General features: G+C 52.0%; 28 protein-coding genes. 17 read left to right on the forward strand and 11 right to left on the reverse strand.

Features of this window, described 5'->3' with window-relative positions:
* The first annotated feature begins 39 nt into the window (after positions 1-39).
* A complete protein-coding gene (locus NNO02_RS15785) occupies positions 40-1338 on the forward strand; it encodes an MFS transporter (RefSeq protein ID WP_271440654.1) in 1299 nt (432 codons plus the stop codon).
* On the opposite strand, the gene NNO02_RS15790 is transcribed toward NNO02_RS15785, so the two are convergent.
* The 5 genes from NNO02_RS15790 to trxC all read right to left on the reverse strand — a co-directional run bounded on the left by NNO02_RS15790 (position 1335) and on the right by trxC (position 7057).
* Positions 1335-1670 (reverse strand): YfiM family lipoprotein, encoded by a 336-nt coding sequence (locus tag NNO02_RS15790; protein ID WP_411961633.1) that lies wholly within the window; start codon positions 1668-1670, stop codon positions 1335-1337. The two genes, NNO02_RS15785 and NNO02_RS15790, sit on opposite strands and share 4 nt — an antisense overlap.
* Positions 1671-1702: 32 nt before the next feature.
* On the reverse strand, positions 1703-3058 hold the full coding sequence (gene pssA / locus NNO02_RS15795; RefSeq protein WP_271440707.1) for a CDP-diacylglycerol--serine O-phosphatidyltransferase: 1356 nt from the start codon (positions 3056-3058) through the stop codon (positions 1703-1705).
* Between the two features lie 114 nt (positions 3059-3172).
* A complete protein-coding gene (locus NNO02_RS15805; protein WP_271455215.1) occupies positions 3173-5833 on the reverse strand; it encodes a bifunctional acetate--CoA ligase family protein/GNAT family N-acetyltransferase in 2661 nt (886 codons plus the stop codon).
* A 36-nt stretch (positions 5834-5869) separates the two neighbouring features.
* Positions 5870-6568, reverse strand: a complete 699-nt coding sequence (gene tapT / locus NNO02_RS15810) for a tRNA-uridine aminocarboxypropyltransferase (RefSeq protein WP_271455216.1) — start codon at positions 6566-6568, stop codon at positions 5870-5872.
* 69 nt (positions 6569-6637) lie between these two features.
* Complete coding sequence (trxC, locus tag NNO02_RS15815) at positions 6638-7057, reverse strand: thioredoxin TrxC (RefSeq protein ID WP_003037559.1); 420 nt, start codon at positions 7055-7057, stop codon at positions 6638-6640.
* 207 nt (positions 7058-7264) lie between these two features.
* Here trxC and NNO02_RS15820 point away from each other — a divergent pair, with 207 nt between their 5' ends.
* Positions 7265-8344, forward strand: a complete 1080-nt coding sequence (locus NNO02_RS15820) for a tRNA/rRNA methyltransferase (RefSeq protein WP_271440657.1) — start codon at positions 7265-7267, stop codon at positions 8342-8344.
* Between the two features lie 33 nt (positions 8345-8377).
* Here NNO02_RS15820 and ung read toward each other — a convergent pair whose 3' ends face one another.
* Complete coding sequence (gene ung, locus NNO02_RS15825; RefSeq protein ID WP_137383463.1) at positions 8378-9067, reverse strand: uracil-DNA glycosylase; 690 nt, start codon at positions 9065-9067, stop codon at positions 8378-8380.
* Between the two features lie 318 nt (positions 9068-9385).
* Here ung and grcA point away from each other — a divergent pair, with 318 nt between their 5' ends.
* Complete coding sequence (gene grcA, locus NNO02_RS15830; protein ID WP_003037563.1) at positions 9386-9769, forward strand: autonomous glycyl radical cofactor GrcA; 384 nt, start codon at positions 9386-9388, stop codon at positions 9767-9769.
* Positions 9770-9848: 79 nt separating this feature from the next.
* Here the strand turns inward: grcA and eamB are convergent, their stop codons facing one another.
* Complete coding sequence (eamB, locus tag NNO02_RS15835) at positions 9849-10436, reverse strand: cysteine/O-acetylserine transporter (RefSeq protein ID WP_271455217.1); 588 nt, start codon at positions 10434-10436, stop codon at positions 9849-9851.
* 102 nt (positions 10437-10538) lie between these two features.
* On the opposite strand from eamB, the gene NNO02_RS15840 reads away from it, so the two are divergent.
* Positions 10539-11435, forward strand: coding sequence for a LysR family transcriptional regulator (locus NNO02_RS15840; RefSeq protein ID WP_271455218.1), 897 nt, complete (start codon positions 10539-10541; stop codon positions 11433-11435).
* A gap of 17 nt (positions 11436-11452) precedes the next feature.
* Here NNO02_RS15840 and srmB read toward each other — a convergent pair whose 3' ends face one another.
* Complete coding sequence (gene srmB, locus NNO02_RS15845) at positions 11453-12781, reverse strand: ATP-dependent RNA helicase SrmB (RefSeq protein WP_271440661.1); 1329 nt, start codon at positions 12779-12781, stop codon at positions 11453-11455.
* Positions 12782-12911: 130 nt separating this feature from the next.
* Between srmB and trmN the strand changes: the two genes are divergently transcribed.
* Complete coding sequence (gene trmN, locus NNO02_RS15850; RefSeq protein WP_271455219.1) at positions 12912-13649, forward strand: tRNA(1)(Val) (adenine(37)-N(6))-methyltransferase TrmN; 738 nt, start codon at positions 12912-12914, stop codon at positions 13647-13649.
* Here trmN and nadB read toward each other — a convergent pair.
* Positions 13634-15256 (reverse strand): L-aspartate oxidase, encoded by a 1623-nt coding sequence (gene nadB / locus NNO02_RS15855; protein ID WP_271455220.1) that lies wholly within the window; start codon positions 15254-15256, stop codon positions 13634-13636. The two genes, trmN and nadB, sit on opposite strands and share 16 nt — an antisense overlap.
* A 263-nt stretch (positions 15257-15519) precedes the next feature.
* Here nadB and rseD point away from each other — a divergent pair, with 263 nt between their 5' ends.
* The 12 genes from rseD (at position 15520) to acpS (ending at position 25210) form a co-directional block, all read left to right on the forward strand.
* On the forward strand, positions 15520-15684 hold the full coding sequence (rseD, locus tag NNO02_RS15860) for a rpoE leader peptide RseD (RefSeq protein WP_124022090.1): 165 nt from the start codon (positions 15520-15522) through the stop codon (positions 15682-15684).
* The gene (rpoE, locus tag NNO02_RS15865) at positions 15681-16256 is read left to right on the forward strand and encodes an RNA polymerase sigma factor RpoE (RefSeq protein WP_003037573.1); all 576 of its coding nucleotides are present in this window, start codon (positions 15681-15683) and stop codon (positions 16254-16256) included. The genes rseD and rpoE overlap by 4 nt, the downstream gene beginning before the upstream one ends.
* A 31-nt stretch (positions 16257-16287) precedes the next feature.
* Positions 16288-16938 (forward strand): anti-sigma-E factor RseA, encoded by a 651-nt coding sequence (gene rseA, locus NNO02_RS15870; RefSeq protein ID WP_271440664.1) that lies wholly within the window; start codon positions 16288-16290, stop codon positions 16936-16938.
* Entirely contained in the window at positions 16938-17894 is a 957-nt protein-coding gene (gene rseB / locus NNO02_RS15875; RefSeq protein ID WP_048210886.1) for a sigma-E factor regulatory protein RseB, read from the forward strand. Before rseA ends, rseB begins: the two co-directional genes overlap by 1 nt.
* Positions 17891-18355, forward strand: coding sequence for a SoxR-reducing system protein RseC (gene rseC / locus NNO02_RS15880; RefSeq protein ID WP_202038023.1), 465 nt, complete (start codon positions 17891-17893; stop codon positions 18353-18355). The genes rseB and rseC overlap by 4 nt, the downstream gene beginning before the upstream one ends.
* Positions 18356-18625: 270 nt before the next feature.
* Positions 18626-20425 (forward strand): translation elongation factor 4, encoded by a 1800-nt coding sequence (gene lepA, locus NNO02_RS15885; RefSeq protein WP_005130327.1) that lies wholly within the window; start codon positions 18626-18628, stop codon positions 20423-20425.
* A gap of 15 nt (positions 20426-20440) precedes the next feature.
* On the forward strand, positions 20441-21415 hold the full coding sequence (gene lepB / locus NNO02_RS15890) for a signal peptidase I (RefSeq protein ID WP_271455221.1): 975 nt from the start codon (positions 20441-20443) through the stop codon (positions 21413-21415).
* 239 nt (positions 21416-21654) lie between these two features.
* Positions 21655-22335 carry a ribonuclease III gene (rnc, locus tag NNO02_RS15895; RefSeq protein WP_003037579.1) on the forward strand — a complete coding sequence of 227 codons (681 nt, stop codon included), beginning with the start codon at positions 21655-21657 and terminating at the stop codon, positions 22333-22335.
* On the forward strand, positions 22332-23237 hold the full coding sequence (era, locus tag NNO02_RS15900; protein WP_271440665.1) for a GTPase Era: 906 nt from the start codon (positions 22332-22334) through the stop codon (positions 23235-23237). The genes rnc and era overlap by 4 nt, the downstream gene beginning before the upstream one ends.
* Positions 23238-23371: 134 nt before the next feature.
* Positions 23372-24082, forward strand: coding sequence for a DNA repair protein RecO (recO, locus tag NNO02_RS15905; protein ID WP_137383480.1), 711 nt, complete (start codon positions 23372-23374; stop codon positions 24080-24082).
* 16 nt (positions 24083-24098) lie between these two features.
* Entirely contained in the window at positions 24099-24830 is a 732-nt protein-coding gene (pdxJ, locus tag NNO02_RS15910; RefSeq protein WP_137383470.1) for a pyridoxine 5'-phosphate synthase, read from the forward strand.
* Complete coding sequence (gene acpS, locus NNO02_RS15915) at positions 24830-25210, forward strand: holo-ACP synthase (RefSeq protein ID WP_005130319.1); 381 nt, start codon at positions 24830-24832, stop codon at positions 25208-25210. Before pdxJ ends, acpS begins: the two co-directional genes overlap by 1 nt.
* Positions 25211-25334: 124 nt before the next feature.
* Here the strand turns inward: acpS and NNO02_RS15920 are convergent, their stop codons facing one another.
* Both NNO02_RS15920 and NNO02_RS15925 read right to left on the reverse strand, forming a co-directional pair.
* Positions 25335-25595 (reverse strand): YfhL family 4Fe-4S dicluster ferredoxin, encoded by a 261-nt coding sequence (locus NNO02_RS15920; protein WP_137383471.1) that lies wholly within the window; start codon positions 25593-25595, stop codon positions 25335-25337.
* A 55-nt stretch (positions 25596-25650) separates the two neighbouring features.
* Positions 25651-26499 carry a MurR/RpiR family transcriptional regulator gene (locus tag NNO02_RS15925; protein WP_048210891.1) on the reverse strand — a complete coding sequence of 283 codons (849 nt, stop codon included), beginning with the start codon at positions 26497-26499 and terminating at the stop codon, positions 25651-25653.
* Positions 26500-26571 lie beyond the last annotated feature (72 nt).

The raw sequence follows: 26571 nt of genomic DNA on the forward strand, positions 1-26571 counted from the left end.
TTGATAGATTCATAAGATCCTGGCAGGGGTACAATTCTAATGGCTGATAGCAGTGTAACTGAGAACGGGGCGCTGGCAGATGGCGACACCCGGCGTCGTATATGGGCAATTGTTGGTGCATCGTCAGGGAATCTGGTTGAATGGTTTGATTTCTATATCTACTCTTTCTGTTCCCTTTATTTTGCCCACATCTTTTTTCCTTCCGGAAATACCACCACTCAATTGTTACAAACCGCCGGAGTTTTCGCTGCAGGCTTTCTGATGCGGCCAATCGGAGGATGGCTTTTTGGTCGTATTGCAGATAAACACGGACGTAAAAAGTCCATGCTGTTATCTGTCTGCATGATGTGCATGGGATCGCTGGTGATCGCCTGTCTGCCTGGATATGAGACGATCGGCACCTGGGCTCCCGCACTATTACTGCTGGCCAGATTATTCCAGGGGCTGTCCGTTGGTGGGGAATACGGTACTAGCGCGACTTACATGAGTGAAGTAGCCGTTGAAGGTAAGAAAGGTTTTTATGCTTCATTCCAGTACGTGACATTAATCGGCGGGCAGTTACTGGCATTGCTGGTTGTGGTCATATTACAGCAAACCCTGGAAGATTCTGCGCTCAGAGCCTGGGGCTGGCGTATTCCGTTTGCGCTGGGCGCTGTATTGGCGATTGTGGCATTGTGGCTGCGTCGTCAACTGGATGAAACATCAAAACAGGATGTCCGTGCGTTGAAAGAAGCGGGGTCTCTGAAAGGGTTGTGGCGTAATCGCAAAGCCTTTGTCATGGTACTTGGCTTTACCGCTGCTGGTTCTCTGTGTTTTTATACGTTTACGACCTACATGCAGAAATATCTGGTTAATACGGCGGGTATGCATGCCAACGTGGCCAGCGGCATTATGACGGCCGCATTGTGCGTGTTTATGTTGGTACAACCGCTGTTCGGTGCGTTGTCAGATAAAATAGGCCGACGGACTTCAATGCTATGTTTTGGTGCGCTGGCGACGATTTTCACTGTACCTATTCTGTCTGCGCTGCAAAATGTGAGTTCTCCGTTTGTGGCATTTGTCCTTGTGATGTGCGCCTTGTTGATCGTCAGTTTCTATACCTCCATCAGCGGGATACTGAAGGCAGAGATGTTTCCAGCGCAGGTCCGTGCGTTGGGGGTGGGATTATCGTATGCGGTAGCCAATGCCCTGTTTGGGGGGTCGGCTGAATATGTCGCGTTATCCCTAAAATCTGTCGGCATGGAAACGTCATTCTTCTGGTATGTCACTGCGATGGCGGTGGTCGCATTCCTGGTTTCGCTGATGTTACACAGTAAGGGAAAAGGCTTACGCCTCTAATGATGTGCCAGTTGCCAAACGGCATAGCCGGTTGATGCGCCCGCCACATCCCAGGCGAAGTCTTTCCAGCTCCAGCCGCTCCCAGCGGGGCGGCTGTCCCACAGCTCTTTTGATGCACCCAGGCTGACTGAGAACATCAAACCGATAGCTGCGCTACGATCGCGACTGTTTCCCTGATGCTGTGCATACTCGTTCCCCGCTGCGGCAAGCATGGCCGAGGCGATAAAGTGTTGAGCTTTGTCTTGCCCACTCCAGCTGTCGTTAGCCATGTGACTACAACCGGAAAGAAGCAAAACACTGGCAAGAATACACAGGCGCACCGTTGCCTCCATAGGAAAAACCCCGTCACTGGACGGGGTCTTGATTACAGAATACGGCTGATTAATCTGTCGATTCGAATACGGCGTAATCGACGGATAAGCTTGCGCACTTTCACCGGATAGTCAGCAATACTTTGCAAGTCGCGATAGTGTTTCACGACGGTGGTGTGCGTGCGGATAAGCTCCAGCTCTTTATCACGCTGGGGAGTCAGTTCCTGCTGGGGATCATGGATAAGAATGGCGTTTTCCAAATCCAGCCGCCAGGCGCGGGGGTTAAGATTATTGCCGGTAAGCAGCATCCATTTATCATCAACCCACATGCCTTTCAGATGATAGGTGTTGTCATCGTCTTTCCATAAGCGTACGACGAGCTGATCGGTATTCACGTAATACTGCAGTCTGCTCAGGAAACGGCGCAGATTTATTTCATACAGATAAGGCAGCGCACCGATGATCTTGAATGGCTCATCTTCAGGAATGAAAAAGTCGTTGGCGGTTTTATCACCGACAATGATTTCGACCTTTTTCCCTTCACGCAGCAGTTGAATGATATTGCGCACCAGGATGGCTGGCAGGTTGAAATAAGGCGTACAAATGGTGAGTTTGTGCTCCGCACAGGGCATGAGGTGGAAAATAGTCTTATTTAACAGACTGGATTTACCGAGCCCAACCAGCGGCGTGACCGACAGTTGCTCATTATCCGCATCTCCCTGGAAATGGAAGGAGGCATCGCGCAATTCCTGACGGTACAGGCGGATATCGTTTTTAATTTCCGGACTTTTAGGACGATGGATATCATCAAGACGATTAACGCCGCGCCCATTCATCAGGTTCTGAGTAACCCACTCGTACATGATATCGGCCATCTTCGCGTTGCGAATCAGCTGATAGCGGTCATAGCGGTATTTATCATGTTGGTGTAAGTAAACATCGTTCAGACTGGCCCCGCTATACAGGACGCTATCATCAATGATAAAGCCTTTAAAATGCAGAACACCAAGCGCTTCGCGGGTGTTAATTGGCACGCCGTAGACAGGGATATCGATACCAGGGTTTTCTTGCGCCATGCGGCAATACCAGTCAGCGTTGGTATTGGATGCCGCAACACCAATGCGTCCACGCTGGGCTCGATGCCAGTCGACAAGCACCCGAATATCCAGTTCAGGACGCTGCCGCTTTGCCGCATAGAGCGCGTCGAGTATGCCTTTACCGCCGTCATCCTGTTCCAGGTACAGCGCAATAATGCAGATCCGTCGCGTCGCGCTGGCTATTTTCTCCAGCAGAGTCTCCCTGAAATTTGCGGGAGCATAAAAGAAATCTACATCATCAACTGACTGAGAAATCTTAGGTAGTTGGGCAAGGTGTTGTTGATGTTTATTACGCTTAAATTTTGACAACATCACAGTGCATTTCTTCTCTGTTCATTGAAGGGTCCTCTGTGCTTTGCAGACGACATAAGCGGGCAATGATACCACCAGTACCCATGAATGTGGTCAACATTTCCAGTACCTTACTCACGATTCCTCATATTGGGCCAGATTCAGCGTTAGCCCAACAATTCCCTCTTCGAGCTGGACGTCGACATCAAACCCGAGTTTTCGGGCCAGGGCGACCATCCCACGATTGTTTGGCATCGTAATACCATTTAAACGTCTAAGTCCGTGATCTCGAGTGTATGCAATCAACTTTTCCATCAACCGACGACCTAAACCCAGCCCTTTGAGATCTGAACGAACCAGTACGGCAAATTCCGCATCGATATTATCCGGATCGGAGATAGCCCGTGTCACGCCGAGGATCTCTTCGTGGTTATCACGACAACGCACGGCCACAAAGGCCATTTCCCGATCGTAGTCGATCTGCGTCATGTTAGCTAAATCTTCATGGGTGAATTCGTTGATCTCACTGAAGTAGCGATAGTAAAGATCTTCTTTCGTCACCTGTGAAATGAACTGCTGCAGATAGGGTTCATCTTCCGGAAGAATAGGGCGAAACAGACAGCGCTCGCCGTTTTTCATCTCGACCCACTCTTCAAGCTGATGGGGATAAGGGCGTACCGCCAGCCTGCTTTCGTTATCGCCCGTGAAAGGGGCAATATCCAGTGTGACGTCCAGTGCAGTAAATTCCCCAGCAGAGGCCAGCAGAGGATGGATATCCAGGCGCTGAATTTCCGGACAATCGACGATCAGGTTGGAGACCTGCACCAGAAGCTGGCTTAACCCGGCGATATCCAGTGGACGTAGTGCGCTGCGGGCGCGGATCTTTTTGTTTTTGATCCCCTGGATCACCAGATAACGCGCCAGGTTCATGTTGAGTGGCGGCAATGCGACAACAGCTTGTTCTTCCGGTCGCCACTCAACTCCGCCTTCACCCAACATAATCAGTGGGCCAAACACAGGGTCATGTTCGACGACGACGCGCAGCTCCTGAGCACCGGCGCGGTTAGCCATACTTTGTACTAACAAACCGTGGATACGTGCCTGTGGCCAGGCCATTTTTACCCGATCAAAAATCGCATTCGCGGCCTGCTGCACTTCTGTTGCCGTACGCAGGTACAACATAACCCCCTGAACTTCTGACTTATGTGGGATATCAGGAGAGCGAAGCTTCAGTGCTACCGGGTAACCGATTTGTTCTGCAATGTGTACGGCTTCCGCACTGTCGCTGGCGATCCAGGTTGGTAGAGTGTGTAAACCATAGGCTTGCAAAATCGGCTGTACTTCATGGGTATCCAGCGATGTCGCGCCCTCAGCAATCGCCTGCTGTAACAGATTATGCGCCTCGGCGGTGTTGGCGGTCAGGCTATCGGGTAGGGCTGGTGTTTCGCGCAGTTGCTTCTGGTTACGCCGATATTCAACCATATGCATGAAGGCCGTAATGGTACCTTCCGGCGTACGATAGGTGGGTAATCCGGCTTCACTAAACAGCCTGCGAGCTTCCTGGGATGAAAACTCGCCGCACCAGTTGGTCAGCAAGGAGACGAACTTACCTCGCGGATGATGTTTGACGGCTTCAATTAGCGCCTGTGCGCTCTCGGTTCCGGGGGCTGCCGCGCTGGGGGAGTGAATGACCATCAGTGCGTCGAAATCCTGACTGGCGAGTAAAATATCCAGTGTCTTAACGTAGTGTTCGCTGCTGGCATCGTCACGCAGATCCAGTGGGTTGGCGATATCCACGTGAGCAGGTAAGGCATCGCGTAATTTCTGGCAGGTTTCCTCACTCAGCGCGGCCAGCTTACCGTTTCGCGACCACAGTTCATCTAATGCCAGCGCCGCGGGAGCGGCCCCATTGCTGATGATCATCAGTCTGTCGCCACGTAGTGGGCGCATGTGGCTCAGGGTTTCGACCGCCGAGAAAAGTTCATGAGTGTCCTGTACGCGCAATAAACCAGCACGTTGAATCGCCGCATCCCAGGCTGGGTCCATTCCGGAACTGGTATGCAGTAAACGCTGTGCTGCGGGGCTACGGCCACTTTTAATCACCAGAATAGGTTTGTTACGCGAGGCGCTGCGCGCAGCGGAGACAAAACGCCGGGCATCGCTTAAATGTTCGAGGTAGAGCAATATTGCGCTGGTTTTGCTGTCGCGAGCCAGGTAGTCGAGTAGTTCATCAACATCAATATCCAGGCTGTCGCCCAGCGCGATAAACCAGGAAAACCCCATGTCGCGCTGCTGCGCCCAGTCCAGAATGGTGTTGGAAATCGCCGCTGACTGGGAGATAAAAGCAAGCTTGCCGCGTTTAATCGGAACGGGAGAAAAGCTGGCGTTAAGTCCTTGCCAGGGGGCCAGAAGCCCGAGACTGTTAGGGCCAAGTAGACGAATTTTATAACGTGATGCGCAGGCCAGCAGTTCAGCATGCTGTGCCGCGGGAGCCGAGAGAATAATGCAGGTTTTGCAGCCTTTCTCGCCCAGTGCTTCCAGTAACGCCAGATTACGGCTGGCATTGGTACACAAAATGGCCAGGTCAGGAGAAAAAGGCAGGCTGCCAATATTAGGCCAGGCCAGTACGCCCAACACGGCTTTCCAGGCGGGGGTCACTGGTAAAACGGGGCCGTTGAACCCGCCTGCCAGCAGGTTACGCATCATCAGGTATCCTGCTCGATTGGGCTTCATTGATGCCCCAATCACGGCAATGGATTTCGGTCGCAGTAGCGCTTCCAGACCACGTTGACTCATATCGGCTTCCTTAATGACTCCAGTGACCGAATGATTTTAAACGCTTTCTGTTGAGTCTGCTGTGACGCTTCCCTGATGTTGAGTTTTTCCTGCCAGGTAGCGTGTTTTAAAGCGCGTGAAGTGAGCGCTTAAGCCTTCAGCCGCTTGCGTATCCCCTGCCAAATCCAGTAAGGCAATGGCGACTTCGGCAGTGCAGTACTGTCCCTCGGCGTGCACCCCGCGCAGGTGGTATGCGGAAAGGCGCGATAGATCGACGGAGATCACCGGCAGGTTGTCGAGGTAGGGACTTTTACGGAACATTTTACGTGCTTCCGGCCAGGTGCCATCAAGCATGATAAACAAGGGTGGTTTACCGGCTGGCGGTGTGAAAATGACTTCACGTTCTTCACCGGCATAAGACGCGGGGAATACAACCATCGGCTGGTAATCCGGATTTTTCACCAGTTCCAGCAGCGCCTGCGGCGGCTCGGTGCGTGACCACTGAAAAGCCGTGGTATTGGGTAAAATATCGGCAATCAAGCGTCCTGTGTTACTGGGCTTCATCGGTTCGGTATCGAACATCATCAGACAAAAACGGCTTTTGGCCTGAGAAGGCACCCATGTTGCGCACAGGCAGAGTTTCAGCGGTAGCAGACAACGCTGACAGCGGCGAATGCGATTACCTCGGGCAAGGAAAGGGCGCGTGGCGCGCGCAAGGCGCTCAGCGCGTAACTGAAGAACAGCGTTATCGGTCATGGGGAAACACGTTGAAAAACGCTATTGTCGCAGAGGTGAAAACGGGGCACAAGATGCGCCCCGCAGAGATTATAATGATTCGTTAAGCCAGCTATCAAACGGGGCTTTTGGTACAGCGCCGTTAAGCATGTCGACGATTTCACCTTTTCTGAAGATCATGATGGTCGGAATGCTGCGGATACCGAAACGGGCGCTGAGTTCACGCTCGGCTTCCGTATTCACTTTAACAAAACGCACTTTACCGCTACGCTCTTCCGCGACATCTTCAAAAATAGGTGCGAAGTTACGGCACGGGCCACACCATGGTGCCCAAAAATCAACTACCACCGGAAGATCGTCTTTTAGCAGCTTATCCAGCGTTTCACCGGTCGCATTGATCACCTCCCCGTCAAACAGGTCGTGACCACAGCGTCCGCATTTGGCCGCTTCCTGAACACGATCGTCGGGAATGCGGTTGATAGCCTGGCAGCTGGTACAAACGGTATTCATAACTAACCTCTGGATGAGTAGGGTGGACTTCGCGGCAATGACGCCAGTATGTTTCTATTATGTTACATATTATCGGAGAGACTGTTTTAAACAACAATGCGTTTTATTCAATGAGTACAATAGTCATTAGCTTTTAAATGAAATAATGGCTAACGACGTGCACATCGGGTAATCTGCGCGCTTCGCGCAGAGCAGGTGGAGAAAAACATGAGCGACGAACTGAAGAACAAAAACGGCAAGGTCAAAGTGATGTACGTCCGCAGTGACGATGACTCGGATAAACGCACCCAAAATCCACGTACTGGCAAAGGCGGCGGTCGCCCCGGTACTTCCCGAGCCGAAGGCGGTCGTCGCCCTGCCCGTGATGACAGAAAGGGGCCGAACAGTGAACGCGGTCGTGAACGTGGTCGTGACCGTGATGTAGAACGCGATCGCAGACGTGAAGATTCACCGTGGCGTACCGTATCCCGCGCACCGAATGATGATACTGCGGATAAAGCCGATCATGGTGGCATCAGCGGTAAGAGCTTTATCGATCCTGAAGTACTGCGTCGTCAGCGCGCGGAAGAAACCCGTGTTTATGGCGAAAATGCGTGTCAGGCGCTTTTCCAGAGCCGCCCGGACGCCATCGTCCGCGCCTGGTTTATTCAGAGCGTCACCCCGCGATTCAAAGAAGCATTGCGCTGGATGGCTGCAAACCGCAAAGCCTATCACGTAGTGGATGAGGCTGAACTGGCGAAGGCGTCTGGTACTGAGCACCATGGCGGTGTTTGCTTCCTGATCAAAAAACGTAACGGTACTACCGTTAAGCAGTGGGTTGCTCAGGCCGGAGCGCAGGATTGTGTGCTGGCGCTGGAAGATATCGCAAACCCGCATAACCTGGGCGGTATGATGCGTAGCTGTGCGCACTTCGGCGTAAAAGGCGTAGTAGTACAGGACGCAGCATTACTGGAATCAGGTGCGGCTATCCGTACCGCTGAAGGTGGTGCTGAGCATGTACAACCCATTACTGGCGACAGTATTGTGGATGTACTGGATGATTTCCGCCAGGCGGGTTACACCGTCGTCATGACCTCAAGCGACAAAGGTAAGCCGCTATTTAACACCACGCTGCCAGAAAAAATGGTGCTGGTGTTAGGCCGCGAGCGTGAAGCTCTGCCAGAAGCAGCTTGCTCAGCAGACGATCTGTGCGTGGCGATTGACGGTACTGGCAACGTAGAAACGCTTAACGTCTCCGTTGCGACAGGTGTGCTGCTCGCGGAGTGGTGGCGTCAGAACAAAGCCTGATAATAAAAATGCCAGCGACTCGCTGGCATTTTTTTACTCGCTCTCCGCCGGCAATACCGGCATCCAGTCGATCGGCTTTTCTCCCCGTTGTTCCAGCCATTCATTTGCCAGCACAAAGTGATTGCAGCCAAAGAAACCGCGATGGGCAGAAAGGGGGGACGGGTGCGGCGCTTTCAGCACATGGTGGCGCTGTGCATCAATAATGGCCCCTTTCTTCTGCGCGTGAGAGCCCCAAAGCAGGAAAACAACGCCTTCACGATGTTCGTTAATCAGGCTAATGACTTTATCGGTAAAGGTTTCCCAACCCAGGCTGGCGTGCGAATGTGCCTGACCCGCCCGAACGGTGAGAACGGTGTTCAGTAGCAGCACCCCCTGACGAGCCCAACTCTCCAGGTATCCATGTGTCGGACGGGTAAATCCCGGGATGGTGGCTTCCAGCTCTTTATACATGTTCAGTAATGACGGCGGAGTGGCGATGCCTGGACGTACAGAGAAAGCCAGACCATGGGCCTGCCCTGGACCGTGGTATGGATCTTGTCCCAGAATGACAACTTTAACGTCGCCAAGCTCAGTAAAGCGAAAAGCGTTAAACACATCTTTTTGTGGCGGATAAATTGTCATACCTGACTGGCGTTCGCCGGCAACGGTATGCAGCGTGTTCACAAAATAGGGCTGCTGTTTCTCTTCAGCCAGCACATCGTGCCAGGTTAATTCGGTGGCCATCTCGCTCTCCTGCGATTTTTTCAATCCCCATAGCTTAACTGCTTCTTTCAACGGCGCAAAATTCTGCACGTTTCTCAAAGCGCTACCCCTTAAAGATAGTTGAAAATTTATGTAAAAAGTTTACCTGTGCACATGGTGTAAGTTGATGTAAAACAATAAAATCCACCTATCACCACTTTTCATGTGTGGTTTTTATTGATTTAAATCAAAGATTCAAGGGTGTGTGAGGGGTATATATACACTCAAGCAACAATGGTTTTACCAATTGGCCGGATGAGGCCAACCGAAATCAAATAATTTTGCCGGGGAGGCATCAACATGATTACAGGTATCCAGATTACTAAAGCTGCAAACGACGACCTGCTGAACTCTTTCTGGCTGCTGGACAGCGAAAAAGGCGAAGCACGCTGCATCGTTGCGAAAGCAGGTTTCAACGCTGATGAAGTCGTTGCCGTCAGCAAACTGGGTGAAATCGAATACCGTGAAGTACCGGTAGATGTACAGCCAGAAGTTCGTGTAGAAGGTGGTCAGCACCTGAACGTTAACGTTCTGCGTCGTGAAACACTGGAAGATGCAGTTAAGCACCCGGAAAAATATCCGCAGCTGACCATCCGTGTTTCTGGTTATGCAGTACGTTTTAACTCGCTGACTCCAGAACAGCAGCGCGACGTTATTGCTCGTACCTTTACTGAGAGCCTGTAAGGCTCGCGGGGAGTAACCCCGATTAGCAGAAAATCAGAAGGCGGAAGATGTTAGTGCATCTTCCGCCTTTTCACATCCGTTAGTAAAAAATCCTCACCGCACAATAAACCAACAGTAGTGCCAGAACGATATTCAGCTGCCGTCCATAGTGGCGGAAGATACGCTGAAAAAGATGACCAGCCAGCGCCCAGCAGGCATTGCCAAACGTTCCAATCAGCGCCAGCAGAATACTGACACCAACCAACCAGTAAGCATCCTGGGTGTATGGCAACACAAACGTGGATAACGCGGTAATGCCGTACAAAATGATTTTGACGTTTACAAATTGCAAACCAAAACTCGCCCAAAAGCTAATCGGTTCCGCCTGTAGGCTATCGTTTGAGGCTGGGCTGGTGGCGATTTTCATGGCCAGCCATAAAATGTAGGCTGCCCCTGCCCAACTCAGCCAATGAATGATAGCCGGATCCAGGACGGCCAGCGAAAACGAGATACCGGCGCACAGCAGCATGACGATTAAAAAGCCCAGACTCATTCCTGCCAGAACACGCGTGCTCTGACGCAAGCCATGTGATGTCGCCGCACTGAGCGCGAGGATATTATTCGGGCCGGGTGTTAGCGCAGTAATCAGTGTATAGGTCCAGAATGCACTTAAAAGCATGGGTGTCACTTGTTATCTCCTCTGTTTTAGCAGACAGTACCCGAGACACAACATTTAAAAAAATGAATGTTTTTGCATCTTGAATTCGATAATTTCGATAGGTTGGTGAGGATGGATTTACGTCGGTTTATTACGCTAAAAACGGTAGTGGAAGAGGGCTCATTCCTTCGGGCTTCACAAAAGCTTTGCTGTACGCAATCAACCGTAACGTTTCATATTCAACAGCTTGAACAAGAACTCTCAATACAGTTATTCGAAAAAATTGGCCGGCGGATGTGTCTCACCAGTGAGGGGAAACGGCTGATGCCACATATACATGACCTGACTCGCGTGATGGCATCGATACGTCAGACGGCGCAACAAGATGCACAGCCGAGCGGCGATCTCCGCGTCGCAACCGGAGAAACGCTGCTGGCCTATAAAATGCCGCAGGTTTTACAGCGCTTTAAACAACGCGCTCCTGATGTTCGGTTGTCCCTACAATCGCTCAATTGTTATGTCATTCGTGATGCTCTGCTGGGTGATGAGGTAGATCTGGGGGTGTTTTATCGGGTGGGAAATGATGATGCGCTTGAGATGCTGTCACTGGGTGAACAGTCACTGGCACTGGTCGCCTCTCCGGCTCTTCAGGACGTTGATTTCACTCAGTATAATCAGCATATTCCCTGCAGTTTTATTATTAATGAACCACAATGTATTTTTAGACAGCGTTTTGAAAGTCTGCTGCGTAAGCGACAGATTACGCTGGAGAATACTATTGAGCTATGGAGTATCGAAAGCATCAAGCAGTGTGTCTCTGCGAATCTTGGTGTCAGTTTTTTACCGCGGTTTACCGTTGAGAAGGAATTACACTCGGGAGAATTAATCGAGTTGCCGTTCAGTGAAAAGCCTGAACTGATTACCGCATTGTGCGCACATCATGCCGGAAAAGTCGTTAGCCCGGCGATGCGGGTTTTTATGGAATGTATTACAGAGAGCTTTGCTGTACATGAAAAAATGCCGGGCTGACTGGCCCGGCATTCTGCTTACTCTTTGTCGGACTGCTGGGTAGCAGCTCCGCTCGGTTTACGACGTTTGCCGATATTCTTGGCGTCGCGGTGACGTTTTTTCACCCGCGGCTTCTCTTTCTCTTTTGCTTTTTTCTCTGCACGTTTCGCCAGCACTTTCTTGGATGGCTTGCCGTTAGACTTCTCACTTGGCGCACGCGTGGTTGGACGCAGTTCATCAATGACGCGTGCCTTCAATGGCTCGTCAATATAACGACTCGCTTTGCCGAGTAACAGGTGGTCATGCGCTTCAACCAGTGAAATCGCGGTACCTTTCCGCCCGGCACGACCAGTACGGCCAATGCGGTGCAGATAGGCATCGCCGCTGCGCGGCATGTCGAAGTTAAACACGTGGCTGACGTCAGGAATATCGATCCCGCGTGCGGCAACGTCAGTTGCTACCAGCACGTTCACGCGACCATCGGTCAGGCGTTTAATCGCTTCGTTACGCTTAATCTGCACCATCTCGCCTTCGAGATAGCAGTTATTAATGCCAGCCTGGCGCAGCCAACCTGCCAGCTCGTGCACACGTTCGCGTTTGCGTACAAAGACAATTGAGCGGGTCGCTTCCGGCTGTTTTAGCAGATGGATCAGCATGGCAGTTTTGTGCTCGATATCATCGGCACGGTAGTAAAACTGATGGATCTTCTTGCGTTCGCGGGTGGACGGATCCGCTGAGACTTCGACCGGATCTTCCAGCAGACGCTCGGCAAAATCTTTGATCGCGTCGCCTTCCAGCGTGGCGGAGAACAGCATAGTTTGCTTACGCCAGCGGGTTTCACCGGCGATATGTTCGATGTCCTGGGCAAAGCCCATGTCCAGCATGCGGTCTGCTTCATCGAGGATCAGTGTCTCAACCGCATGACAGTCGAAGTTTTCTTCTTTAATGTACTGCAGCAGGCGACCCGTGGTGGCGACCACGATGTCCTGGTTTTCGCTAAAGACTTCCATGTGGTTCATGTAAGCCACGCCGCCGGTAATGGTAGCAATATCCAGATGCGTATTCTTTGCCAGCTCACGGGCGTGTTCGGCAACCTGCATCGCCAGTTCGCGCGTCGGTGTCAGGATTAAAATGCGCGGCGGACCGGATTTCTTGCGCGGGAAGTCGAGCAGGTGCTGCAACGCTGGCAGCAAATATGCCGCCGTTTTACCGGTGCCTGTCGGCGCAGAACCGAGTACATCACGGCCATCGAGCGCAGGCGGAATGGCGGCAGCCTGAATGGCGGTCGGGCGAGTGAAACCTTTTTCCTGGAGGGCTTCCAGCAGGCTTTCATCGAGTTCAAGTTCGGAAAAAGTCGTTACAGTCATGTTCTACCTCTGAGTGGGGCGCTGATTATAGACGTTACGGCTGCAATCTTCATCTGTTTGTATGGATATACCTTCTCAGGTATTGTTTTTATCCTATGTTATCGTTTTTTTCCCAGGAAGGTTGTTCTTCATGCCTCAGTCTACATCCGTACTTCGGCGTAATGGGTTTACTTTTAAGCAGTTTTTTGTGGCACACGATCGTTGTGCAATGAAAGTCGGAACGGACGGTATTTTATTGGGTGCCTGGGCTCCTGTGGCCGGCGTAAAACGGATCCTTGATATTGGTACCGGGAGTGGCTTGCTGGCGCTGATGCTGGCCCAACGTACAGACGAAAACGTCATCATAGATGCTGTTGAGCTTGATGTTGATGCTGCGCAGCAGGCGCAGGAAAACATTGCGCAATCTCCTTGGATGCATCGTGTGGCGGTGCATTCAGAGGATGCTCAGCAATGGGTACCGCGTCAGACCGTACGTTTTGACCTGATTATCAGCAATCCACCCTATTATGAACAGGGTGTGGAATGTGCTACACCGCAGCGCGAGCAGGCACGCTATACCACCACGCTCGATCACCAAGCATTGCTCACGCTGGCGGCTGACAGCATTACCGAAGAAGGTTTTTTTTGTGTGGTGCTGCCGGAGCAAATTGGCAACGCGTTTACCCAGCAGGCATTAAGCATGGGTTGGCATTTGCGTTTGCGTACGGATGTCGCCGAAACTGAAGCCCGGTTACCGCATCGGGTTTTGCTGGCATTCTCCCCGCAGACCGGGGAGTACTTTAGCGACAGGCTGGTTATCCGTGGGTCAGACCAGCGTTATTCTGAAGGCTACACGGCGCTGACCCAGGCATTTTATCTGTTTATGTGATGGTTTAACGGCGAGAGAATGGACGGGCCTGATTCAGGAAGCTGCTCTGGATAATCCAGCGTGTAGTGCAGGCCCCGACTTTCTTTGCGCATCATCGCACAGCGTACAATTAACTCGGCTACCTGCACCAGATTGCGCAGTTCCAGCAAATTATTCGACACGCGGAAATGGGCGTAATATTCGTCGATTTCCTGCTGTAGCATCGTGATACGGCGCAGGGCGCGCTCCAGACGTTTAGTTGTACGCACGATGCCGACGTAATCCCACATAAATAGCCGTAACTCATGCCAGTTATGCTGGATAACAACCAATTCATCCGGGTTTTCTACCCGACTTTCATCCCAACTTGGGAGGGAGTTAACGCCGCGGGCATAGGGCATTCTGCGGTCAATATCTTCCGCTGCAGACCAGCCATACACCAGACACTCCAGCAGCGAGTTCGACGCCATGCGATTGGCACCATGCAGACCGGTATAGCTCACTTCGCCGATTGCGTATAAACCGTCGACATCTGTGCGGCCAAAGTCATCAACCATCACACCGCCGCAGGTATAGTGTGCTGCGGGGACGATGGGGACCGGCTCTTTGGTCAGATCAATACCCAGGCCTAACAGTTTTTCATAAATCATCGGGAAATGCTGGCGGACAAATTCTTCGGGTTTATGGCTGATGTCGAGGAACATGCAGTCAGCGCCCAAACGCTTCATCTCATGGTCGATGGCACGGGCGACAATATCACGCGGGGCCAGCTCGCCGCGCTTGTCAAAGTCGGGCATAAAGCGTGAGCCATCCGGGCGTTTCAGGTGCGCGCCTTCCCCGCGTAGCGCTTCTGTCAGCAGAAAATTGCGCGCTTGTGGATGATACAGCGCGGTTGGGTGAAACTGGTTAAATTCGAGATTGGCAACGCGGCAACCCGCACGCCAGGCCATGGCTATCCCATCACCGGAGGAAATATCCGGGTTGGTGGTGTATTGATACACTTTAGAAGCACCGCCGGTAGCCAGCACGACTGACTTCGCATGACAGGTTTCAACAGCCTCTTTATTCCGGTTCCAAATCCATGCTCCAACAACCCTGCGTGTCCCCGGTAGACCAATTTTATCTGAGATGATCAGGTCCACAGCGTTACTGCGCTCCAGCACCCGAATATTCGGATGATTTTGCGCCTGGCTGACCAACGTGGTTTCGACCTCTTTACCGGTGGCATCTGCCGCATGCAGGATCCGCCGATGGCTATGGCCGCCTTCTCGGGTCAGGTGATAGCTTTCTTCGCCGTTGGGCTGAACCTGAGTATCAAATAAGACGCCTTGATCAATCAGCCACTGGACACATGAACGGGCGTTGCTGGCAACAAACTCAACGGCATGACGATCGCAAAGACCGGCTCCTGCAATCAGCGTGTCTTCAACGTGGGAGTCAATGCTGTCGGTTTCATCAAAAACGGCGGCGATGCCACCCTGAGCATAAAATGTCGAGCCTTCGCTAACCGGCCCTTTGCTCAGGACAATGACCTGATGTTTTTCAGCCAGGCGTAGCGCCAGTGAGAGTCCGGCAGCTCCGCTGCCAATGATCAGCACGTCACAGGATAATTCAGGAGTCGTATTCATGATTTTTGTTTAATTTACTAAACAGTGTTTGGTCACCATAGCACCACATTGCGCGATACTGCACGTTTTATTTTTAACTGTGTTGCAACGGCTAAACATAGAGGAAAGGCATGGGGCGGAGTGAAAGAGCAAAAATATTTTGTGAAGCAGGCCGTTAGCATCAGATTATGAGGTGAAATAAAGTGGCTGTTGGGTTACTCTGCAAGCGGTGAAATGGGCATTTCTATACAGATAGTGCGTTGATCGGGTTATGTAGACTTATAATGAGAGATAAGACCTGTCTACAACATGACAAACAAAAACAAATGCGTAACGGAACTTTACGAAACTTGAGCACTCTAAGCTTTTGCTTGCTCATAGTGAAGCTTATGGAGTGGCGTTTCGAAAGCGCGTGGAAATTTGGTTTGGGGAGACTTTACCTCGGATGAGCGAGCAGTTAACGGACCAGGTCCTGGTTGAACGGGTCCAGAAGGGAGATCAGAAAGCCTTTAACTTACTGGTGGTTCGCTACCAGCATAAAGTGGCGAGTCTGGTTTCCCGCTATGTACCTTCGGGCGATGTTCCCGATGTTGTACAAGAAGCATTTATCAAGGCCTATCGTGCGCTGGATTCGTTCCGGGGAGATAGTGCTTTTTATACCTGGCTGTATCGTATTGCAGTCAATACAGCGAAGAATTACCTGGTCGCTCAGGGGCGTCGTCCACCTTCCAGTGATATAGATGCAATTGAAGCAGAAAATTACGAAAGTGGCGGAGCACTGAAAGAAATTTCGAACCCTGAGAACTTAATGTTGTCAGAAGAACTGAGACAGATAGTTTTCCGAACTATTGAGTCCCTCCCGGAAGATTTACGCATGGCAATAACCTTGCGGGAGCTGGATGGCCTGAGCTATGAAGAGATAGCCGCTATCATGGATTGTCCGGTGGGTACGGTGCGTTCACGTATCTTCCGAGCGAGGGAAGCTATTGATAATAAAGTTCAACCGCTTATCAGGCGTTGACGATAGCGGGATACTGGAAAAGGTATTAGGCATGCAGAAAGAAAAACTTTCCGCTTTAATGGATGGCGAAACGCTGGACACTGAGTTACTCAAAGAGCTGACTCATGACCCGGAAATGCAAAAAACCTGGGAGAGTTATCACCTGATTCGCGATTCTATGCGAGGTGATACCGCCGACGTTCTCCATTTCGATATTTCCGACCGCGTAATGGCTGCCATCGCAGATGAGCCAGTACGTCAGGCGGCGCCATTGATCCCTGAGGCCCAGCCAGCACCGCATCAGTGGCAGAAAATGCCATTCTGGAAGAAAATGCGCCCGTGGGCCGCGCAGCTTACCCAAATGGGTGTGGCCGCGTGTGTATCACTTGCAGTTATTGTTGGCGTCCAGCACTATAATGGACAATCTGAAACGTCCCAGCAGCCCGAAACGCCGGTATTTAATACATTACCGATGATGGGTAAAGCCAGTCCGGTGAGCCTGGGTGTACCTTCTGACGCGACAGCCAGTGGCGGTCAGCAACAGCAGGTACAGGAGCAGCGTCGTCGTATTAATGCCATGTTGCAAGATTACGAACTGCAACGTCGACTGCACTCCGAACAGCTTCAGTTTGAGCAGGCGCAAACACAGCAAGCCGCTGTCCAGGTGCCAGGAATTCAAACTTTAGGAACGCAATCGCAGTAATGAAGCAACTTTGGTTTGCCATGTCACTTGTGGCTGGTAGCCTGTTCTTCTCTGTAAACGCCTCGGCCAATCCTGCGTCCGGGGCGTTGTTGCAGCAGATGAATCTGGCCAGCCAGTCGCTCACCTATGAGCTGTCATTTGTCAGCATCAATAAACAGGGCGTTGAATCCCTACGTTATCGCCATGCCCGCCAGGACAACCGCCCTCTTGCACAGTTGTTGCAAATGGATGGACCGCGCCGGGAAGTGGTGCAACGTGGCAACGAAATCAGTTACTTTGAGCCAGGACTCGAACCATTCACGCTGAATGGCGACTATATCGTTGATTCTCTGCCATCCCTGATTTACACCGACTTTAAACGTCTTGCTCCCTACTATGATTTTATCGCGGTAGGCCGCACGCGTATTGCAGACCGACTCTGTGAAGTTATCCGCGTGGTCGCGCGTGACGGTACGCGTTACAGCTACATCGTCTGGATGGACACCGAAACTAAGCTGCCAATGCGTGTCGATCTCCTCGATCGGGATGGCGAAACGCTTGAACAATTCCGCGTTATCGCCTTTACCGTCAATAACGGGGTTAGCGACAGCATGCAGACGCTGGCGAAAGCAAATCTTCCGCCGTTACTGTCTGTTCCAGCGGGGGAGAAAACTAACTTCAACTGGAGTCCATCGTGGTTACCACAAGGATTCAGTGAAGTCTCCAGCAGCCGACGTCCACTGCCGACAATGGATAACATGCCGATTGAATCGCGCTTGTATTCTGATGGCCTGTTCAGTTTTTCTGTGAACGTGAACCGCGCGTCGCAAAACAGCGCCGATCAACTGCTGCGCACCGGACGCCGAACGGTCAGTACTACCGTGCGGGATAACGCCGAAATCACCATTGTGGGCGAGCTCCCGCCGCAAACGGCAAAGCGTATCGCGGACAATATTAAGTTCAGGGCCGCGCAATGATTAAAGAATGGGCAACGGTTGTTTCCTGGCAAAATGGCCTGGCGACGGTCAGCTGCGATGTTAAAGCATCGTGTAGCAGCTGCGCGTCGCGGGCTGGATGCGGCAGTCGTGTGCTGAACAAACTGGGGCCGCAAACAACGCATACTATCGTGGTACCCAGCGATGAACCGCTGACGCCAGGGCAAAAAGTTGAACTGGGTATTGCCGAAGGGAGTCTGTTAGGCTCGGCGATGCTAGTGTATATGTCTCCGCTGGCGGGACTCTTTATTTTTGCTGCGCTGTTTCAGGTGCTGTTTGGCAGCGATATCGCCGCACTCAGCGGGGCGATACTGGGCGGCGTGGGGGGATTCCTGATTGCGCGAGGATATTCCCGTAAGCTTGCTGAGCGCGAAGCCTGGCAACCGGTTATTCTCAACGTAGCTCTCCCGCCCGATCTTATTCGTGTTGAAACCCAGCAGTGATATCTTTGCCTGATGGCGCTGCGCTTATCAGGCCTACAGCGTCCTCAGATGCAGAAGTAGGCCGGATAAGGCGTTTATGCCGCCATCCGGCAAAAGTTTCACTGACTTTGCAAAGTTGTTTCCAGTTCCCGCTATCCTTGCTCTATGAACATTTCCTCGCCTCGGCGATGTAGTGTAGAATGCGGCGTTTCACTAAAACAGACGTTAAGCTCAGAACAGCGACTTCTCAGAGCCTGCCCAGGCAGGCGTAAGGCACAATAATTACACTATATGAAGAACATACGTAACTTTTCAATCATAGCTCACATCGACCACGGTAAATCGACGCTGTCTGACCGTATTATCCAGATCTGCGGTGGCCTGTCTGACCGTGAAATGGAAGCGCAGGTTCTCGACTCGATGGATCTTGAGCGTGAGCGCGGTATTACTATCAAAGCGCAGAGCGTGACGCTCGATTTCAAAGCATCTGATGGTGAAACCTACCAGCTTAACTTTATCGACACCCCGGGCCACGTTGACTTCTCTTATGAAGTTTCTCGCTCGCTTGCTGCCTGTGAAGGCGCACTGCTGGTCGTTGATGCCGGGCAGGGTGTTGAAGCGCAAACACTGGCTAACTGCTATACCGCCATGGAAATGGATCTGGAAGTGGTGCCGGTACTGAACAAAATTGACCTGCCAGCCGCCGATCCAGAGCGTGTGGCGGAAGAGATTGAAGATATCGTCGGTATCGATGCGGCTGACGCAGTCCGTTGCTCGGCGAAAACCGGTGTTGGCGTGACCGACGTTCTTGAACGTCTGGTACGTGATATTCCGCCGCCGGAAGGTGACCCGGAAGGCCCGTTACAGGCGTTGATCATCGACTCCTGGTTCGATAACTATCTCGGTGTGGTCTCGCTGGTCCGTATTAAAAACGGTACCATGCGTAAAGGCGACAAAATCAAAGTGATGAGTACCGGTCAGGTCTACAACGCCGACCGCCTGGGTATCTTTACGCCGAAACAGGTTGACCGTACCGAACTGAAGTGTGGCGAGGTAGGTTGGTTAGTTTGCGCCATTAAAGACATCCTCGGTGCACCGGTAGGCGATACCCTGACACTGGCGCGTAACCCGGCGGATAAACCCCTGCCTGGCTTTAAAAAAGTGAAGCCGCAGGTATACGCGGGTCTGTTCCCGGTCAGCTCCGACGACTACGAAAACTTCCGTGATGCGCTTGGTAAGCTGAGCCTGAACGATGCTTCCCTGTTCTACGAACCGGAAAGTTCTACCGCGCTGGGCTTCGGCTTCCGCTGTGGCTTCCTGGGGCTGCTGCACATGGAGATCATTCAGGAGCGTTTAGAACGTGAATACGATCTTGATCTGATCACCACCGCGCCGACCGTAGTTTACGAAGTGGAAACCACCGCGAAAGAGACTATCTACGTCGATAGCCCGTCCAAGCTGCCACCACTGAACAACATCTACGAACTGCGCGAGCCGATTGCTGAATGTCATATGCTGCTGCCGCAGGCATACCTCGGCAACGTTATTACGCTGTGTATCGAGAAGCGTGGTGTACAGACCAACATGGTTTACCACGGTAACCAGGTTGCGCTGACCTATGAAATTCCAATGGCAGAAGTGGTCCTCGACTTCTTCGATCGTCTGAAGTCGACCTCTCGTGGCTACGCGTCGCTGGATTATAACTTCAAACGTTTCCAGGCCTCCGACATGGTACGTGTTGATGTTCTCATCAACAACGAACGCGTCGATGCGCTGGCGCTGATTACTCACCGCGATAACTCCCAGAGCCGCGGCCGTGAACTGGTCGAGAAGATGAAAGATCTGATCCCACGTCAGCAGTTTGATATCGCAATTCAGGCGGCCATTGGTACGCACATCATTGCGCGTTCAACGGTTAAACAGCTGCGTAAAAACGTTCTGGCTAAGTGCTACGGTGGTGATATCAGCCGTAAGAAAAAGCTGCTGCAAAAACAGAAAGAGGGTAAAAAGCGAATGAAGCAGATCGGTAACGTCGAACTGCCGCAGGAAGCCTTCCTCGCTATTCTGCATGTCGGTAAAGACAGCAAATAATCTTAAGGAGTTGGCATGGCGAACATGTTTGCCCTGATTCTGGTGATTGCCACACTGGTGACGGGCATTTTATGGTGCGTAGATAAGTTTGTCTTCGCGCCAAAACGCCGGGTGCGCCAGGCTGCGGCACAGGCCGCTGCAGGCGATTCACTGGATAAAGCGACGCTGAAAAAAGTGGCCCCTAAGCCGGGCTGGCTGGAAACCGGTGCATCCGTTTTCCCGGTACTGGCTATTGTGCTGGTGGTGCGCTCATTTATTTATGAACCATTCCAGATCCCGTCGGGTTCGATGATGCCAACACTGTTGATTGGTGATTTTATTCTGGTAGAGAAATTTGCCTACGGAATTAAAGATCCTATTTATCAGAAGACGCTAATCGAAACAGGCCACCCGAAACGCGGTGACATCGTGGTATTTAAATACCCGGAAGATCCACGTCTGGACTACATCAAACGTGCTGTCGGTTTACCGGGAGACAAAGTGACGTACGATCCGGTGGCGAAAGAGGTCACTATTCAGCCAGGATGCAGTTCTGGTCAGGCGTGTGAAAACGCGCTGCCGGTAACGTACTCTGATGTTCAGCCAAGTGATTTTGTGCAGACGTTTGCTCGCCGTAACGGCGGGGAAGCGACCAGCGGTTTCTTTGAGGTTCCGCTGAACGAAACGAAAGACAACGGTATTCGCCTGACCGAGCGTAAAGAAACGCTGGGTGAGGTAACACACCGCATTCTGATGGTGCCAATCGCGCAGGATCAGGTGGGGATGTATTACCGTCAGCCGGGTCAGCAGTTAGCCACCTGGATCGTTCCACCGGGGCATTACTTCATGATGGGTGATAACCGTGACAACAGCGCGGACAGCCGTTATTGGGGATTTGTACCGGAAGCGAATCTGGTAGGTAAAGCGACCGCAATCTGGATGAGTTTCGACAAACAAGAAGGTGAGTGGCCAACCGGCGTTCGTTTGAGCCGCATTGGTGGTATCCACTAATTGCTGATAATTGTTCACGCTGTCGTCTTAATAACGACAGCGTGAATTATTTCTCGGATTAATTCCCTCAGACTAACGACATCCCTTGTCGTTGTGTATAGAATATTCCCCCGAAGTTTTAGGTTGGCACCGTCAGGTTGCCACGGCACACGAAACAGCATTGGTCATCTCTAATGACGGGTGTATATCAGGTCTGTTTCGTGTGCTGAATTGTTGACGCATTCATTTATTGGTATCGCATGAATCCCATCGTAATTAATCGGCTTCAACGGAAGCTGGGCTACACTTTTAATCATCAGGAGCTGTTGCAGCAGGCATTAACTCACCGTAGTGCCAGCAGCAAACATAACGAGCGTTTAGAATTTTTAGGCGACTCTATTTTGAGCTTTGTTATTGCGAATGCGCTGTATCACCGTTTCCCGCGTGTGGATGAAGGTGACATGAGCCGCATGCGCGCCACGCTGGTGCGTGGAAATACGCTGGCTGAATTAGCCCGTGAATTTGACCTCGGTGAATGTTTACGCCTGGGGCCGGGTGAATTGAAAAGCGGCGGTTTTCGTCGCGAATCAATTTTGGCGGATACCGTCGAAGCGTTGATCGGTGGGGTCTTCCTCGACAGCGATATTCAGACGGTTGAACAGCTGATCCTGAACTGGTATCAAACGCGTCTGGACGAAATTAGTCCGGGCGACAAACAAAAAGATCCGAAAACGCGCTTGCAGGAATATTTGCAGGGTCGCCACCTGCCGTTGCCGTCTTATCTGGTGGTGCAGGTCCGTGGCGAAGCGCACGATCAAGAATTTACAATCCACTGCCAGGTCAGCGGCCTGAGTGAACCGGTGGTTGGCACAGGTTCGAGCCGTCGTAAGGCTGAGCAGGCTGCCGCCGAACAGGCGTTGAAAAAACTGGAGCTGGAATGAGCGAAGAGAAAACTTACTGCGGATTTATTGCCATCGTCGGTCGCCCGAACGTTGGCAAATCCACCCTGTTGAATAATCTGCTTGGGCAGAAGATTTCTATTACCTCACGTAAGGCACAGACGACTCGTCACCGTATTGTTGGCATCCATACTGAAGGCGCGTATCAGGCAATTTATGTTGATACCCCGGGTCTACATATGGAAGAGAAACGTGCCATCAACCGTCTGATGAACAAAGCGGCAAGCAGTTCTATCGGTGACGTTGAGCTGGTCATTTTTGTCGTGGAAGGCACACGCTGGACGCCGGACGACGAGATGGTGCTCAACAAACTGCGTGACGGTAAGGTTCCGGTTATTCTGGCTGTGAATAAAGTGGATAACGTCCAGGAGAAGGCCGATCTGTTGCCACACCTGCAGTTCCTGGCAAGCCAGATGAATTTCCTCGATATCGTCCCGATGTCTGCCGAAACTGGACTGAATGTCGATACTATCGCGGGCATCGTGCGTAAACATCTGCCGGAAGCGATTCATCACTTCCCGGAAGATTACATCACCGATCGCTCCCAGCGTTTTATGGCCTCTGAGATCATCCGCGAAAAACTGATGCGTTTCCTGGGTGCTGAGCTACCTTATTCTGTCACCGTCGAAATTGAGCGTTTTATTTCTAATGAGCGCGGCGGTTACGACATCAACGGTCTGATCCTCGTTGAGCGTGAAGGGCAGAAGAAGATGGTGATTGGTAATAAAGGTGCCAAAATCAAAACCATCGGCATTGAAGCCCGTAAAGACATGCAGGAGATGTTCGAAGCGCCTGTACACCTGGAGTTGTGGGTGAAAGTGAAATCCGGCTGGGCCGATGACGAACGCGCGCTGCGCAGCCTCGGTTACGGCGACGACCAGTAGTTTTAATACTCTATGGCTTTCGAGGTGCAGGAAGGCGGCAAGTCCGCGAATCCCCGGGAGCTTACTCTCGTAAGTGACTGGGGTGAACGGGCGCAGCCAACGCACCTGCAACTTGAAAGACGACGAGTATTATGATGGAAGGATGGCAACGCGCCTTTGTCTTACATAGCCGCCCGTGGAGCGAAACCAGTCTCGTGCTGGATGTCTTCACGGAAGAGTCTGGCCGCGTGCGCCTTGTCGCCAAAGGCGCACGTTCTAAACGTTCCAACCTGAAAGGCGCACTCCAGCCTTTTACCCCGCTGTTACTTCGCTTTGGCGGCCGTGGTGAGGTGAAAACCTTGCGCAGTGCGGAAGCCGTATCTCTGGCACTCCCCCTTAGCGGTATCACGTTGTACAGCGGCCTGTACATCAATGAACTCATCTCGCGTGTGCTTGAGTATGAAACCCGTTTTTCTGAACTCTTTTTCGACTACCTGAACTGCATTCAGGCACTGGCTGGCGCGACAGGTTCGCCAGAGCCGGCGCTGCGTCGCTTTGAACTGGCCTTACTTGGCCACCTGGGCTACGGCGTGGATTTCACCCACTGTGCGGGCAGCGGCGAGCCGGTAGATGACACCATGACCTACCGCTATCGGGAAGAAAAAGGATTTATCGCCAGTGTTGTTATCGATAACAGCACCTTTACCGGACGCCATCTGAAAGCACTTGAATCGCGTGAATTTCCTGATGCTGACACGCTGCGTGCTGCGAAACGCTTTACCCGTATGGCCTTAAAGCCGTATCTTGGTGGTAAGCCCTTAAAGAGCCGCGAATTATTCCGGCAGTTTCTGCCGAAGCGAAAATAAAATAACGAGGATTGTCATGGCTGAATTACTGTTAGGCGTCAACATTGACCACATTGCCACTTTACGTAATGCTCGTGGTACCGCATACCCGGACCCGGTTCAGGCAGCGTTTATCGTTGAACAGGCTGGCGCGGATGGCATCACCGTACACCTGCGTGAAGACCGTCGCCATATCACCGATCGCGACGTACGTATTCTGCGCCAGACGCTGGATACGCGCATGAATCTGGAAATGGCGGTAACCGAAGAAATGCTGGCTATCGCCGTAGAGACGAAGCCGCATTTTTGCTGCCTGGTGCCGGAAAAACGTCAGGAAGTCACGACGGAAGGGGGGCTTGACGTTGCGGGGCAGCGCGACAAAATGCGCGATGCCTGCAAGCGACTGGCTGATGCCGGAATTCTGGTCTCGTTGTTTATCGATGCGGATGAAGAACAAATTAAAGCGGCTGCCGACGTGGGCGCTCCGTTCATTGAGATTCATACCGGTTGCTATGCTGATGCGAAAACCGATGCTGAACAGGCGAGTGAACTGGCGCGTATTGCTAAAGCGGCGACTTTTGCTGCCAGTCTGGGCCTGAAGGTGAATGCCGGTCACGGTTTGACGTACCATAACGTTAAAGCCATTGCGCGGATCCCGGAAATGCACGAACTAAACATTGGGCATGCCATTATCGGACGTGCGGTGATGAGCGGGCTGAAGGACGCGGTAGTGGAAATGAAACGTCTGATGCTGGAAGCGCGTGGCTAATGGCGATTCTGGGTTTAGGCACGGATATCGTGGAGATTGCGCGGATCGAGGCGGTGATCTCCCGCTCCGGTGAACGCCTGGCCAGACGGGTCCTGAGTGACAACGAATGGGCCATCTGGGAAACGCATCAGCAACCGGTGCGTTTTCTGGCAAAGCGCTTTGCGGTAAAAGAGGCGGCAGCTAAAGCCTTCGGTACCGGCATTCGCAATGGGCTGGCGTTTAATCAGTTTGAAGTCTTCAACGATGAACTCGGTAAACCGCGTCTGCGGTTATGGGGGGAGGCGTTAAAACTGGCGGAAAAACTGGGTGTCGCGCATATGCATGTAACGCTGGCCGATGAACGGCACTACGCTTGTGCCACGGTGATTATCGAAAGCTAGTTTCAGGACGTTGCCGGATGGCGAGGCGTCTTATCCGGCCTACGGGTTATGCGTTTTTTACAGGTGCTGGGTAGGCCTGATAAGCGTTAGCGCCATCAGGCTTCATCGCCGGATGGCGACGCGGCTATAGTTTATCCGCGTGATGCATCAATACAAACTTATCCCACAGCTGTTCTTCGGTTTCGCTATGTGCCGGGTCTTTCAAAATTGTGTTGGGGATCGGACACACTTTCTGACAGGTTGGTGTGTCGTAATGGCCTACGCATTCTGTACATTTGTCGCTGTTAATCTCGTAGATGCTCTCACCCATCGAAATCGCCTCATTCGGGCATTCGGGTTCGCACATATCGCAATTGATACACTTTTTAGTGATTAACAGGGCCATCAGGAAACTCTCAAAACATCACAAATCGGGCGGGCATTATACGCGCATTCTTTGTTCAGACCAGTTTTTTTACCAGCGCTTCACTGTGGCGAATTCGTTCCGGAGCATGTTCTAAATCTTGCTGAACCAGCGCCATAAACAATAAATCTGTAAGCATCATCTGTGCGTGCGTCGATGAAATTGCTGCGCTGCGCGTCGCTTGTTCTTCGGCAATCGTATACAGGCAATGGCTTGCTCGCTGTTGCAGGGCATTGGGTGTAAATCCGGTGATGGCAAGAATTTTGGCACCGGTGCGCAATGTTTCATCCGCAGCCAGGTTGAGTTCACGACGTTCCCCGGTATAGGAAATCGCCAACAGGAGATCGCCCGGCGAAAGCGCCTGTACCGTTGCCAGCAGTGCGTGCATATCGCGTTCCACTACCGCGTTAAAACCAATTTTCAGCAGTTTCCAGGCAAAATTCTGTGCAACCAGCCCAGAGGCACCAATTCCGGTCAGGACAATGCGTCGGGCTGAGCGTAACAAGGCAACGCTTTCCATCAGCTTTTCTTCGCTGTTGATATCCAGTGTGGCGTGCATGGCCGCAACGTTCTCCTGAATCAGTTTTTCACCAACCAGACGCATTGGGTCGTCGCCGCGGATCTGATTATGCACTGGGATAGAATGGGGATTGGGATTACTGGCCAGTGCTTCGCTGATCGCCAGTTTCAGTGCGGGAAACCCTTTAAACCCCATTTTTTGTGCGAACTTCACGACGCTGGACTGGCTGACGCCCGCTTCAAAAGCGAGTTGCTGTGAACTGAGATGACGCGCAGTATCCGGCTGTGCGAGGAGGTAATCCGCAAGTTTTTTATCACTTTGCGCGAGGTCCGGGTAACGCTGACGAATGCGAATCAAACAGTTCATGCTGTCTCCTGGCGAAAACGTGATGGCGATTACAAAACAAAATTTCACTCGCCTGGGTGAATATTATATTCC

It is taken from the genome of Citrobacter sp. Awk 2 (genome assembly GCF_028069815.1).
In the GTDB taxonomy this organism is placed as follows: Bacteria; Pseudomonadota; Gammaproteobacteria; order Enterobacterales; family Enterobacteriaceae; genus Citrobacter.

Coding starts and splice junctions, on each gene's coding strand:
- NNO02_RS15785 (WP_271440654.1), top strand. CDS start 40: ATGGCTGATAGCAGTGTAACTGAGAACGGGGCGCTGGCAGATGGCGAC.
- NNO02_RS15790 (WP_411961633.1), bottom strand. CDS start 1,670: ATGGAGGCAACGGTGCGCCTGTGTATTCTTGCCAGTGTTTTGCTTCTT.
- pssA (WP_271440707.1), bottom strand. CDS start 3,058: ATGTTGTCAAAATTTAAGCGTAATAAACATCAACAACACCTTGCCCAA.
- NNO02_RS15805 (WP_271455215.1), bottom strand. CDS start 5,833: ATGAGTCAACGTGGTCTGGAAGCGCTACTGCGACCGAAATCCATTGCC.
- tapT (WP_271455216.1), bottom strand. CDS start 6,568: ATGACCGATAACGCTGTTCTTCAGTTACGCGCTGAGCGCCTTGCGCGC.
- trxC (WP_003037559.1), bottom strand. CDS start 7,057: ATGAATACCGTTTGTACCAGCTGCCAGGCTATCAACCGCATTCCCGAC.
- NNO02_RS15820 (WP_271440657.1), top strand. CDS start 7,265: ATGAGCGACGAACTGAAGAACAAAAACGGCAAGGTCAAAGTGATGTAC.
- ung (WP_137383463.1), bottom strand. CDS start 9,067: ATGGCCACCGAATTAACCTGGCACGATGTGCTGGCTGAAGAGAAACAG.
- grcA (WP_003037563.1), top strand. CDS start 9,386: ATGATTACAGGTATCCAGATTACTAAAGCTGCAAACGACGACCTGCTG.
- NNO02_RS15840 (WP_271455218.1), top strand. CDS start 10,539: ATGGATTTACGTCGGTTTATTACGCTAAAAACGGTAGTGGAAGAGGGC.
- srmB (WP_271440661.1), bottom strand. CDS start 12,781: ATGACTGTAACGACTTTTTCCGAACTTGAACTCGATGAAAGCCTGCTG.
- trmN (WP_271455219.1), top strand. CDS start 12,912: ATGCCTCAGTCTACATCCGTACTTCGGCGTAATGGGTTTACTTTTAAG.
- nadB (WP_271455220.1), bottom strand. CDS start 15,256: ATGAATACGACTCCTGAATTATCCTGTGACGTGCTGATCATTGGCAGC.
- rseD (WP_124022090.1), top strand. CDS start 15,520: ATGAGAGATAAGACCTGTCTACAACATGACAAACAAAAACAAATGCGT.
- rpoE (WP_003037573.1), top strand. CDS start 15,681: ATGAGCGAGCAGTTAACGGACCAGGTCCTGGTTGAACGGGTCCAGAAG.
- rseA (WP_271440664.1), top strand. CDS start 16,288: ATGCAGAAAGAAAAACTTTCCGCTTTAATGGATGGCGAAACGCTGGAC.
- rseB (WP_048210886.1), top strand. CDS start 16,938: ATGAAGCAACTTTGGTTTGCCATGTCACTTGTGGCTGGTAGCCTGTTC.
- rseC (WP_202038023.1), top strand. CDS start 17,891: ATGATTAAAGAATGGGCAACGGTTGTTTCCTGGCAAAATGGCCTGGCG.
- lepA (WP_005130327.1), top strand. CDS start 18,626: ATGAAGAACATACGTAACTTTTCAATCATAGCTCACATCGACCACGGT.
- lepB (WP_271455221.1), top strand. CDS start 20,441: ATGGCGAACATGTTTGCCCTGATTCTGGTGATTGCCACACTGGTGACG.
- rnc (WP_003037579.1), top strand. CDS start 21,655: ATGAATCCCATCGTAATTAATCGGCTTCAACGGAAGCTGGGCTACACT.
- era (WP_271440665.1), top strand. CDS start 22,332: ATGAGCGAAGAGAAAACTTACTGCGGATTTATTGCCATCGTCGGTCGC.
- recO (WP_137383480.1), top strand. CDS start 23,372: ATGGAAGGATGGCAACGCGCCTTTGTCTTACATAGCCGCCCGTGGAGC.
- pdxJ (WP_137383470.1), top strand. CDS start 24,099: ATGGCTGAATTACTGTTAGGCGTCAACATTGACCACATTGCCACTTTA.
- acpS (WP_005130319.1), top strand. CDS start 24,830: ATGGCGATTCTGGGTTTAGGCACGGATATCGTGGAGATTGCGCGGATC.
- NNO02_RS15920 (WP_137383471.1), bottom strand. CDS start 25,595: ATGGCCCTGTTAATCACTAAAAAGTGTATCAATTGCGATATGTGCGAA.
- NNO02_RS15925 (WP_048210891.1), bottom strand. CDS start 26,499: ATGAACTGTTTGATTCGCATTCGTCAGCGTTACCCGGACCTCGCGCAA.